The 11398-nt window shown below is 72.6% G+C and carries 12 protein-coding genes; 10 read left to right on the forward strand and 2 right to left on the reverse strand.

Translation table 11 applies throughout. From position 1 onward, the window contains the following. Positions 1–52: 52 nt before the first annotated feature. Positions 53–715 carry a fasciclin domain-containing protein gene (locus tag ACIBEF_RS28220; protein ID WP_355006748.1) on the forward strand — a complete coding sequence of 221 codons (663 nt, stop codon included), beginning with the start codon at positions 53–55 and terminating at the stop codon, positions 713–715. Between the two features lie 52 nt (positions 716–767). On the opposite strand, the gene ACIBEF_RS28225 is transcribed toward ACIBEF_RS28220, so the two are convergent. Continuing rightward, on the reverse strand, positions 768–1625 hold the full coding sequence (locus ACIBEF_RS28225) for a phosphotransferase family protein (protein ID WP_396796267.1): 858 nt from the start codon (positions 1623–1625) through the stop codon (positions 768–770). Between the two features lie 157 nt (positions 1626–1782). Beyond that, positions 1783–2856, reverse strand: coding sequence for a LacI family DNA-binding transcriptional regulator (locus ACIBEF_RS28230; RefSeq protein WP_396796269.1), 1074 nt, complete (start codon positions 2854–2856; stop codon positions 1783–1785). Positions 2857–2949: 93 nt separating this feature from the next. Between ACIBEF_RS28230 and ACIBEF_RS28235 the strand changes: the two genes are divergently transcribed. The 9 genes from ACIBEF_RS28235 to ACIBEF_RS28275 all read left to right on the forward strand — a co-directional run bounded on the left by ACIBEF_RS28235 (position 2950) and on the right by ACIBEF_RS28275 (position 11307). Further along, positions 2950–3294: a cupin domain-containing protein gene (locus tag ACIBEF_RS28235; RefSeq protein ID WP_396796271.1), complete on the forward strand. Its 345-nt coding sequence runs from the start codon at positions 2950–2952 to the stop codon at positions 3292–3294. Beyond that, entirely contained in the window at positions 3287–4003 is a 717-nt protein-coding gene (locus ACIBEF_RS28240) for a cupin domain-containing protein (RefSeq protein WP_396796272.1), read from the forward strand. The genes ACIBEF_RS28235 and ACIBEF_RS28240 overlap by 8 nt, the downstream gene beginning before the upstream one ends. A gap of 166 nt (positions 4004–4169) precedes the next feature. After that, positions 4170–5141, forward strand: coding sequence for an ABC transporter permease (locus ACIBEF_RS28245; RefSeq protein WP_396796273.1), 972 nt, complete (start codon positions 4170–4172; stop codon positions 5139–5141). Between the two features lie 23 nt (positions 5142–5164). Continuing rightward, positions 5165–6169, forward strand: a complete 1005-nt coding sequence (locus tag ACIBEF_RS28250) for an ABC transporter substrate-binding protein (protein WP_396796275.1) — start codon at positions 5165–5167, stop codon at positions 6167–6169. 43 nt (positions 6170–6212) lie between these two features. Beyond that, on the forward strand, positions 6213–6968 hold the full coding sequence (locus ACIBEF_RS28255; protein WP_387350869.1) for an ABC transporter ATP-binding protein: 756 nt from the start codon (positions 6213–6215) through the stop codon (positions 6966–6968). 38 nt (positions 6969–7006) lie between these two features. Beyond that, entirely contained in the window at positions 7007–8158 is a 1152-nt protein-coding gene (locus tag ACIBEF_RS28260) for a Gfo/Idh/MocA family protein (protein WP_396796276.1), read from the forward strand. Beyond that, positions 8155–9306, forward strand: a complete 1152-nt coding sequence (locus ACIBEF_RS28265) for a dihydrodipicolinate synthase family protein (protein WP_396796278.1) — start codon at positions 8155–8157, stop codon at positions 9304–9306. The genes ACIBEF_RS28260 and ACIBEF_RS28265 overlap by 4 nt, the downstream gene beginning before the upstream one ends. Further along, on the forward strand, positions 9303–10151 hold the full coding sequence (locus ACIBEF_RS28270; protein WP_396796280.1) for a sugar phosphate isomerase/epimerase family protein: 849 nt from the start codon (positions 9303–9305) through the stop codon (positions 10149–10151). Before ACIBEF_RS28265 ends, ACIBEF_RS28270 begins: the two co-directional genes overlap by 4 nt. Next, positions 10144–11307 (forward strand): hypothetical protein, encoded by a 1164-nt coding sequence (locus tag ACIBEF_RS28275; RefSeq protein WP_396796282.1) that lies wholly within the window; start codon positions 10144–10146, stop codon positions 11305–11307. The genes ACIBEF_RS28270 and ACIBEF_RS28275 overlap by 8 nt, the downstream gene beginning before the upstream one ends. Positions 11308–11398: the final 91 nt, after the last annotated feature.

Raw genomic sequence — 11398 nt, forward strand, 5'->3', positions numbered from 1 at the left:
ATGGGTCGTGACGAGACGTCACGGATCCGTCGCTTCGACGAAAGGCCCGCTGATGAAGATCGCACGACTCGCCGCCCGGATGGCGGTGGGCGCCATGGCCACCGCGCTGGCCACCACGGCCATCGCTGTGCCGGCCGCTCAGGCGACCGGCAAGGCCAAGCCGCTCGGTACGAAATCACTCGCCGCGGTGCTCACGAAGGACACCAGCGGTTTCGACCGCAACTCGCGGGACTTCGACGTGCTGACGGCCGCCGTGCTGGCCGTGCTGGAGGCCAAGCCGAACTCTCCGGTCAAGGTGCTCACCGACGGCACCGTGGCGCTGACCGCGTTCATCCCCACCGACGCGGCCTTCCAGCAGTTGGTCCGCGAGATCACGCAGGCCCAGAAGTTGCCGAGTGAGAGCGCCGCCTTCACCGCCGTGGCCGGACTGGGCATCGACACCGTCGAGTCGGTGCTGCTCTACCACGTCGTCCCGGGCGCCACCATCGATCGCAAGACGGCGGTCCGGGCCGACGGCACGGACCTGACCACCGCGCTCGGCTCGACCGTCGAGGTCGACGTGCGCACCTACCTGTACTTCTTCCGCCAGGTGCGGCTGGTCGATGCCGACACCGACGACCGTGACGCCCGGGTCGTCTCCTACGACGTCAACAAGGGCAACCGGCAGATCGCGCACGCCGTGGACCGGGTGCTGCGCCCGATCGACCTGCCCTGACCGAGGGCGGGTGGCGTCCGACCATGCGCCGGACGCCACCCGCGCCGGGAGGTCAGCCCGAGGCGAGCGCGGCCAGCTCCTCGTCGAGCAGGGTCGCCAGCCGGGCGGACCGCCCGGGATGGCTGTGCACGGTCATCCCGCGGCTGGGCATCTCCACTGTCATCAGCAGGTACAGGTGCAACCGGTAGAGACCGAGCCGGCGGCGTGCCGAAGCGTCCAGCACCAACGGTTCGGACGCACCGGCCTGGTAGCCGCGCATCAGGGGGTGCTCCGGCTCGTCCTCCACGCGTCGGAAGAGCAGCGGCGAGACCAGGTCCAGCAGTGGGTCGCCGTAGAGGAACCTCTCGCCGTCCACCAGGCCGCGCAGCCGCAACCGGCCGTCCGCGTCGGGTGCCGCCAGCACGTTGCCGTCCCAGCAATCGAAGTGCAGCAGCGCCGGTCGGCGTACCTCGTCGAGCACGTCGGCGTGCCGGCCCACCAGCGCGTGCAGCTGCTCCGGGGTCACCGGCAGTCGGACGTCCCAGTCGGCCGCGTCGGCCAGGAGCGCGTCGAGCATCGCCGTGAACGCCGCCCGCCAGGTCGGTCCGCCGGCCCGGCCGTCGTCGTATCCGAACCGCTCACCGGTCACCCCGTGCAACGCGGCGAGGGCCACCCCGAGGTCGTGGCGCGCCGGGCCGTCGTCGAGGGCGACACCGGCCTCGGCCAGGTCGGACAGCGACCGGCCGGGAAGCATCGCGGTGACCAACCACTCGCCGTACGCCGGGTCGGCGCCGCACCAGAGCACCGGGGGGACGGGCACCTGAGGCGCCCGCTGCGCGACGAGTCGAAAGTATCGCTCCTCGGCAGCGCAGAGCCCCCGCTCGTAGCGCAGCAGCGGCGTTCCGGCCGGCGGAGCCAGCTTCACCACCACCCGACGCTCGTCGTCAAGCAGCGCCCCCAGACCGTCGCGTACCCGCCGCCGGCCAGCGGACCAGCGTCGCGGACCCGGGTGTGTGGGCCGAACGACGCAGCGATCAGGTCTGCCATGTCGGCGCGCGTGAGGGACCGCTGGGTCGGGCTGACACCGGTCACGACGTGCTGTCACCCCGGCGGGCGCGTGGCGCGGAACCCGCGGTGGCGCGGGTGGACCGGGGGACGGGACCGGCGGTGTCGCGGCGGACCAACTCGGCGGGGAGCACCTCGACCCGGGGCGTCGGGGCTTCGACGCCGAGCACCAGGGACATCGCCCGCACACCCATGTCGACAAGAGGGAGTCGCACTGTGGTCAGTGCCGGGGTCACGTCCCGGGCGATCGGCATGTCGTCGAAACCCAGCACCGAGATCTGCTGTGGCACCGCCATCCCACGCGCGCGCAGGGTGGCGAGCGCGCCGATGGCCATCGAGTCGTTGAGCGCCACGACGGCGGTCAGCTCCGGGTCGGCGTCGAGCAGTCGGGCGGTGGCCTCCGCACCACCGTCGCGGTCGAACTCCGCGTACCGGATGCGCCCTTCGGGCAGCTCGCGACCCTGCTCGGTGAGGGCCTGCCGGAGGCCGGCGAGCCGGTCGGTGGTGGTGGTCAGGATGCGCGGGCCGGCGACCACGCCGATCGCCCGGTGTCCCAACCCGCACAGCTCCCGCCCGGCGAGGTAGCCGCCGGTCCGGTTGTCCGGCATCACCGCGTCGCCGGAGTGCTCGTGCCGGCCGATCACCGCCACCCGCCCGCCGGTGGCCTCGTACGCGGCGAGCTTCTCGTTGAGCTGCCGGGTGAACGCCTCGTCGTGGTAGCCCGAGCCGGCCAGGATCAGCGCCGCGACCTGGTGGCCGCGCAGCAGCTCCACGTACTCCAACTCGCGGTCCGGGTCCCGGTAGCTGTTGCAGATCATCAGCAGCCGGCCCTGGTCGGTGGCGACCCGTTGCAGCCCCCGGGTGATCTCCGCGAAGTACGGGTCGGAGACGTCGTGCACGATCACACCGACCGCGCTGCGGTGCGAGCGGGCCAGCAGTTGGGCGTGCGCGTTCGGCACGTACTGCAACTCGGCGACGGCGGCGAGCACCCGCTCCCGCAGCTCGTCGGTGACCGGCTTGCTGCTGCCGTTGATGACCCGGGAGGCGGTGGCGGGTGAGACGCCCGCTCGGCGGGCCACATCGGACAGGGTCGCCATGGCCCGCCCCCTCGATCTGTTGACGGCGTTTCGTCGTGCCGGCTAGCGTCACCGTACCGCAGAGAAAGCCCTTTCCCGCAGGGAGGCCCGGCCGTGTCCGATCGCTTCGCGGTACTTCAACTCGACGAACTTCCCGCCCGACGCTGCTCGTGTGGGACCACCCGCCGGGGCTTCATCGCCGAGAGCGAGGGCCAGGCCAGCGTGCATCTGCTCCAGGTACAGGACGCGGTGACCCACCACCACCGGGTCGCCACCGAGTACTACGTCGTGCTCGCCGGTGAGGGCGAGGTCGAGCTGGACGGCGTCCGTCACCCCGCTCGGCCGATGTCCGCGTTCCTGATCAAGCCGGGCTGCCGGCACCGGGCCATCGGCGACCTCACCGTGCTGCTGGTGTCACTGCCGGCAGCGGACGACACGGACGAGTACTTCGATGCGTGATCGGCCGGTGCCGCTGCCCGGCGGAGTCGGGGTGTCCCGCCTGCGCGTCTACGACACGGCGGCCCCGGACGGCCTGGTCGGCGGCACCCCGCACGTGCACCTGTGCTGCACCGAGGGGTACGTGGTGACCGACGGCGAGGGTGTGGTGCAGACCCTGACCACGGCCGGCTATCGGGAGACGCCGCTGCGGCCGGGGGTGGTGGTCTGGTTCGAGCCGGGCACCGTGCACCGCCTGGTGAACGACGGCGGGCTGAGCATCGTGGTCCTGATGCAGAACAGCGGCCTGCCCGAGGCGGGCGACGCGGTGTTGACGTTCCCACCCGAGGTGCTGGCCGATCCGGCCGCGTACGCCGTGGCGGCGGCGTTGCCCGACGGGGGAGCGCCGGGGGCGGACGTGCGCGTCGCGTACCGCCGTCGGGATCTTGCGGTGACCGGCTTCCAGGCGCTGCGGTCTGGTGGTCCGGCGGCGTTGGCCGCGTTCCACGCCGCCGCGACAGCCCTGCGCCAGCCGTTGCTGGCGCGGTGGCGGCAGCGGTGGGAGGCCGGCGCGGGCCGCGCCGCCGCCGACACCGCCGCTCAGCTCGACGCCCTGGAGCGAGGGGATCCGGGACACCTGGGCGACGCCGGGGTGTACGCGGTGGACGCGCCGGTCGAGCGGGGCCGGTTGGGCATGTGCGGCCTCCTGGACACCTACCCGGCGGCTGGTTGACCGTCCCATCGGGACGGCTGTCGAAGGCTCCAGGCATCGGCGGAAACAGATCGAGGAAAGGCCTTGCCCGGCGTGAGGGGGCCGCCTACGCTCCAGGAAAGCGTTTGCCTGATCCGTCGACCGGCCCGTTCCGTGGGCGTCGTGCCGGGCCCCGAGGAGGTTCCGCGTGACCGAGAACTCTTTGGACACGGTGGGTCGGCAGGCCGCCGCCGACCCGGCCGGCGGTGCGCGAGCAGCCGCTGCCGGGCCCGGCGGCACCGATGCGCCGCAGGCCCATGACGGCGCGGTTCTGTCCTCTGTGGTGACACCACCACCCGGCGGCGGCCGACCACCGCGTCCCACGCTCGCTCGTCGGGCGGTGACCTTCGCCGACTCGCTCTGGCGCCCGGCGCTGGTGCTCGCGGTCTTCTTCGCCGCCTGGTGGTTCGTGGCGGCCCGCGAGTACGTCCCGAACTACCTGGTGCCCACCCCCGGCCAGGTCTGGGAGACGATGACCACCCAGTGGTCCGAGCTGGCCCGGCATACCCTGGTCACCCTCTACGAGACAGTGCTCGGCTTCGTGCTCGCCGCCGCGCTGGGTCTGGTCACCGCTGTCGCCATCGCCTACTCCCGCACCCTGGACAAGGCGCTCTACCCGATCGTCCTGTTCGCACAGGTCATCCCGAAGATCGCCATCGCGCCGCTGCTGGTGGTCTGGTTCGGCCTCGGCCTCACCCCGAAGATCATCCTGGCGGTGCTCATCGCGTTCTTCCCGGTGGTCATCTCCGGCGTGGCCGGGCTGCGCTCCACCGACCCGGAGCTGCTCGACCTCGCCGCCACGATGGGCGCCGGGCCGTGGCGCACCTTCCGCAAGATCCGCTTCCCGAACGCGTTGCCGCACCTGATGGCCGGCCTGAAGGTGGCCGTCACCCTCGCCGTGGTCGGTGCCGTGGTCGGTGAGTTCGTCGGCGCCAGCGAAGGGCTCGGCTACGTCCTGTTGCTGGCCAACGGCAACCTCGACGCCCCACTGCTGTTCGCCGACCTGATCCTGATGTCCGCCATCGGCATCGTCCTGTTCGTCCTGGTCGAGATCGCCGAGGCACTGCTCATTCCGTGGCACGCCAGCCGCCGGGCCGGCGTGTCCCTCACCACCTCCTGACCGACCCCATCACGGAGGCACCGATGAAACGCACCGCCACCACCATCCTGGCCACCGCCGCCCTGCTGTTCGCCGCCACCGGCTGCGGTGGGGACGACCCCGCCGGCAAGACCGGCGCGGACGGCAAGAAGCAGGTCACCCTCACCCTCAACTGGGTGCCCTACGGCGAGCACGCGCCCTTCTACTACGGCCTGCAGAAGGGTTACTACTCCGCCGAGGGCATCGACCTGAAGATCCTGCCCGGCAACGGCTCCGGCAACACCGTCAAGCAGGTCGCCCAGAAGCAGACCGACTTCGGGTGGGCCGACAGCCCGGTGCTGCTGAAATCGGTGGCCAGCGGCATGCCGGTGCGCAGCCTCGGCGCGTACCTGGAGAAGGGACCCTCCTCGGTGGAGTTCTTCACCGAGGAGAACATCAAGACCCCGGCCGACCTCAAGGGCAAGACCGTCGGCGGCACCCCCGGCGACGCCCTCTACGCGACCTTCCCGGCCTGGCTGGAGAAGAACGGCCTCAAGAAGGACGACGTCAAGGTGGTCAACGTCGACGCCGCCGGCAAGATCGCCGCTCTGGCCGAGGGCAAGGTCGACGCCATCATGGGCTTCTTCCACGACCAGACGCCCACGATCGAGAGCAAGACCGGCAAGAAGGTCGACGTGCTGCTCTTCGCCGACTACGGGATGAACCTGCTCGGCACCGGCCTGATCGCCAACACCCAGACCCTGCAGAAGGACCCGGAGCTGGTCCGCAAGTTCGTCAAGGCCACCCAGAAGTCGTGGGCCGACGCCGCCCGGGACCCGGCTGGCGCGGTGAGCGCGATGGCGGCCCTGGCCGAGAACGAGCCGGCGCCCGAGGTGCTGACCAAGCAGCTCACGCTCAACATGCCGCTGATCGGCGCGGACGGCCCGCCCGGGGTGAACACCGAGGCCCAGTGGAGCGAGACCATCGACCTGATGTCCCGCTATGCCGAGTTGAAGGACCCGGGAGCGCCCAACGCGTACTGGGACTCCTCGTACGCGGCGCAGGGGTGACCCGGTGACCGCCGCGCCGGCAGCCACCGGCACCGCCATCGGGATGTCCGGGCTGACCGTCCGGTTCACCACCCGGCGGACGCAGACCACCGCGTTGGACGACGTGTCGCTGGACATCGAGCCGGGCGAGTTCGTTACCATCGTCGGCCCGTCCGGCTGTGGCAAGTCCACCCTCCTCAAGATCGTCGCGGGGTTGGTCAAGCCGACCAGCGGTGACGTGTCCCTGCTGGAGCGCCCGGTGCGCGGCCCGCAGAAGGAGATCGGCTTCGTCTTCCAGAAGGCCGCGTTGCTGGAGTGGCGCGGCGCCCGAGCCAACATCCTGCTCCAGGCCGAGATGCGCGGCATGGACCGGGCGCAGGCGGCCCGCCGCGCCGACGAGCTGATCGAGATGACCGGCCTCACCGGTTTCGAGAAGGCGTTGCCACACGAGCTGTCCGGCGGCATGCAGCAGCGCGTGGCGCTCTGCCGCGCACTGCTGCACTCCCCGCCGGTGCTGCTCATGGACGAACCGTTCGGCGCCCTGGACGCGCTGACCCGGGAGCAGATGAACGCCGAACTGCACCGGATCTGGCGCGAGACCGGGACCACTGTGGTGCTGGTCACCCACTCCATCGCCGAGGCGGTCTTCCTCGGCACCCGGGTCGTGGTGATGAGTCCCCGGCCCGGCCGGATCATCCGCACCTTTCCGGTCGAGCTGCCGGCGCACCGCGACTACGCGCAGGTGATGTCGGATCCCCGCTTCGACCGGCTCGCCACCGACCTGCGTGGGTTGCTCGGCAGCGCGGCCGCCAACCACTGAGCGCGGATCGGCACGACCAGCACGACGGAAGGAACACCATGACCCGCAGGTCGATCGGCATCATCGTCAACGGCGTGACCGGACGGATGGGCTACCGGCAGCACCTCGTCCGGTCGCTGCTGGCCATCCGCGAATCCGGTGGTGTGGCGTTGGCCGACGGCACGACCATCTGGCCGGAACCGGTCCTGGTCGGGCGTAACGAGACGAAGCTCCGGGAACTCGCCGAGCGGCACGGGCTGACCGACTGGACCACGGACCTGACCTCGGCGCTGGCCCGCGACGACGTCGAGATCTACTTCGACGCGCAGGTCACCCAGCAGCGGGAGAAGGCGATCCGGCAGGCCATCGAGGCCGGCAAGCACATCTACACGGAGAAGCCTCTCGCCGAGGACACCGCCGCCGCGCTCGACCTGGCCCGGGCGGCGGACGCGGCCGGCGTCCGCACCGGTGTGGTGCAGGACAAGCTCTTCCTGCCCGGTCTGCGCAAGCTCAAGCGCCTCATCGACGGCGGCTTCTTCGGTCGGATCCTCTCGGTGCGCGGCGAGTTCGGGTACTGGGTCTTCGAGGGCGACTGGCAGCCCGCTCAGCGGCCGTCGTGGAACTACCGGACCGAGGACGGCGGCGGCATCGTCGTCGACATGTTCCCGCACTGGCACTACGTGCTGGAGGAGCTGTTCGGTCGGGTCACGGCCGTCTCCTGCGTGACCGCCACCCACGTGCCCGAACGGGTCGACGAGGCCGGTCACCCGTACGCGGCCACCGCCGACGACGCCGCGTACGGCATCTTCGAACTCGACGGCGGGGTGATCGCGCAGATCAACTCCTCCTGGGCGGTGCGGGTGTACCGCGACGAGCTGGTGGAGTTCCAGGTCGACGGCACCGAGGGCAGCGCGATCGCCGGCCTGCGCAACTGCCGGGTGCAGCACCGGGCCCTCACCCCGAAGCCGGTGTGGAACCCGGACCTGCCGGCCACCGAGGACTTCCGCGCCCAGTGGGCCGAGGTGCCCGACAACGAGGAGTTCGACAACGGCTTCAAGGCGCAGTGGGAGGCGTACCTGCGGCACGTGGTGGCCGGCGAGCCGTTCCGGTGGGACTTCCTGGCCGGCGCGCGCGGCGTGCAGCTCGCCGAGCTGGGGCTGCGCTCGGCCCGCGAGGGCGCGCGTGTCGAGGTGCCGGAGCTGCGCTCATGACCGCCGAGGTGGTGCTGCCCGGTGGACGCCGGCACCGGCTGGCCGGGGGTGGCGGCTTCGCCCGACCGGACGCGCCGGCGACCAGCCGGATCGCGTACGCCGCCGCGCACGTGGTCGCCGACCCGGGCGCGGAGAACGTGCCGGGGGCCCCGGCAACGGTGGACTGGGACACCACCCTCGCCTTCCGGCGGCATCTCTGGTCGTACGGGCTCGGGGTCGCCGAGGCGATGGACACGGCCCAGCGGGGGATGGGGCTGGACTATCCGGCCACCCGGGAGCTGATCCGACGCAGCGCCGCCGAGGCCCGCGCGGTCGGCGGGCGGATCGTCGCCGGGGTCAACACCGACCAGCTGCCCGCCGGCCCGGCCACCCTGGCGGCGGTCACCGCCGCGTACGCCGAGCAGCTCGACGACGTCCGCGCCGCCGGGGCCCGACCGGTGCTGATGTGCAGCCGGCACCTGGCCGCCGCCGCACGCGGCCCGCAGGACTACCTGCGGGTGTACGACGAGCTGCTCGGCGCCGTCGACGAACCGGTGGTGCTGCACTGGCTGGGTCCGATGTTCGACCCGGCGTTGACCGGCTACTGGGGTGCGGTCGACCTGGACCTGGCCGCCGACACGGTGATCGAGCTGATCAAAGCGCACCAGTCCACGGTGGACGGCATCAAGGTGTCGCTCCTGGACGCCGACCGGGAGATCGCGCTGCGCCGCCGCCTGCCGGCCGGGGTACGCCTTTACACCGGTGACGACTTCCACTACCCGGAGCTGATCCGGGGCGACGAGGTGGGGCACTCCGACGCGCTGCTCGGGGTGTTCGCGGCCATCGCGCCGGCCGCCGCCGCCGCGTTGGCCGCCCTGGACCGGGGGGACCTGTCGGCGTACGACGAGATCTTCGGGCCCACAGTGCCCCTGGCCCGGCACCTGTTCGCGGCACCGACCTGGCACTACAAGACGGGGATCGTGTTCCTGGCCTGGCTGGCCGGGCACCAGGACCATTTCACGATGGTCGGTGGCGCGCAGTCCGGCCGGTCCCCGGCACACCTGGCCACCCTGCTCACCCTGGCCGACGCGGCCGGGCTACTGCCCGACGCCGACCTGGCCGCCGCCCGCGCCCGAGCGCTGTTCACCGTGGCGGGGGTGGCGCAGTGAGCGCCGGGTTCGCGGGTGCGGCAGCGCCGCGGGCTGGCGACGAGGGGCTGCGGCGGTTCTCGTTCAACCAGGCGACCGCCCAGCGCTGGCCGTTGCCCGAGGTGGTGGCCGGGTGCGTGGCGGCCGGCGTGCCGGGCATCGGCCTGTGGCGGGAGCCGGTGGCCGAGTACGGGTTGGCCCGATCGGCGAAGCTGGTCCGCGACGCCGGCCTCGCTGTCACGTCGCTGTGCCGGGGCGGGTTCTTCTCCGCCGACGGCTGGCGGGCGGAGAACCTGCGGGCCATCGAGGAGGCCGCCGCCCTGGGTGCCCCGGAGCTGGTGCTGGTCTCCGGTGGGCTGCCGGTCGGCAGCCGGGACGTCGACGGCGCACGGCGTCGGGTCGCCGACGCGATCGGCGAGCTGGCGCCGCACGCCGAGGCCGCCGGGGTACGGCTGGCCATCGAGCCGCTGCACCCGATGTTCGTCGCCGACCGGTGCGTGATCGCCACCCTCGGCCAGGCGTTGGACATCGCCGAGCGGTTCGACCCGGCGGTGGTCGGCGTGGTGGTCGACGCCTACCACGTCTGGTGGGACGACACGGTGTACGCGCAGATCGCGCGCGCGGGCGAGTGGATCGCCGCGTTCCAGGTGTGCGACTGGGTGACCCCGCTGCCGGAGGGGGTGCTGCTCGGCCGGGCGTTGCCCGGCGACGGCTGCATCGAACTGCGTCGGCTCCGCGAGGCGGTGGACGCGGCCGGCTACGTCGGCCCGATCGAGGTGGAGGTCTTCTCCGCCGAGGTGTGGGCACGTCCGGGCGCGGAGGTGCTCGACGCCGCGATCGCCGGCTACCTGCGCCACGTTGCCTGACAGCCCCGAACGGCGGTGGCCGGCGGCGGTCGGCGCGTGGCTGGGCATCGGCACCGCACCCGCCACGCTGGTCCTCGGCGCGGCGATGGCCGCCCGACACGGTGGCGCGGTGCCGGTTGCCGGGCTGCTGGTCGGCGGGGCGCTGATGGCGGCCCTGCTCTGGGGGCAGGGCCGGATCGGGCTGCGCCGGCCGCTCGGCGACGGCGGGACGTTGACCGCGGTGCTGCCCGCGTACCTGGGGGACACCTCGCGGTTGCTGCTGGCGGCGGTGCTGGCCGTGTCGATGGTCGGGTGGAACGGGTTCAACGTGGGGCTCGGTGGGGCCTCGCTGGCCGCGCTGACCCACCTGCCCGGCTGGGCCGGGCCGGCGCTGCTGGAGGTGGCGGTCCTCGCCGTCTCCTGGGCGCCGGCCCGGCTCGGTAACCGGGTCGCGGTGGTCACCACGCTCAGCGCGGTGGTGCTGGTCGGCTGGTGCCTGACGGTGCTTCCACCACCCGGTGCGCCGGTCCGCCTCGCCGGCGGCGGGCTCGCCGACGCCGCCGCGTTGATCGGGTACGCGGCCGTGTTCGCGCTGCGTGCACCGGACTTCAGCGTGGGCCTTTCCCGAAGGCGGGACCTGGCCTGGTGCGTGGGGCTGCTGGTCGGGCCGGCGCTGCTCGGGGTGCTGGCCGGGGCCGGCCTGTGGCTGCGGACCGGCTCGGCCGACGTGGTCGCGCTGCTCGCCGCCGGCTCGGGGCTGGCCGCGTACGCGAATCTGTTCGTCGCGGTGGCGGTCTTCGCGGCGGCGCTGACCACCACGTACTCCGGTTCCCTGGCGTTGCGTGGCCTGGCTCCCCGCGTGCCGGCGCGGGCGGCGATGCTGCTCGTCGCGGTGCTCGGGGGAATGCTGGCGGTGGCGCGGTTCGACCGTCTGGTGCTGCCCTGGCTGACGCTGCTGGCCGCCGCGTTGCCGGTGCTGGTGGTGCCGATGGCGGTGGAAGCAGCGGCCCGTCGTGGCGGTCGTGTTCCGCGTACCGTGCCCGCCTGGTGCTGGATGCCGCCGGCGCTGCTCGCGGTGGCCTGCACGCTCGCCGGGGTGGGTGTCGCCCCGCTGCTCGGGCTGGCCCTGGCCGCGGCGTGCACGGTGCTCTGGCGCTCCCAGGCAGGCGTCGCCTAAGGCGTGTTTCATAAGTCGTGGTGGCCGGTGAAGGTCCCGGCGTGGCGGTGATCGACAACTGAAGAGGTCTCCGGTAGATGGTTCTGCGACC

The sequence above is a fragment of the Micromonospora sp. NPDC050795 genome (genome assembly GCF_044456785.1).
In the GTDB taxonomy this organism is placed as follows: Bacteria; Actinomycetota; Actinomycetes; order Mycobacteriales; family Micromonosporaceae; genus Micromonospora.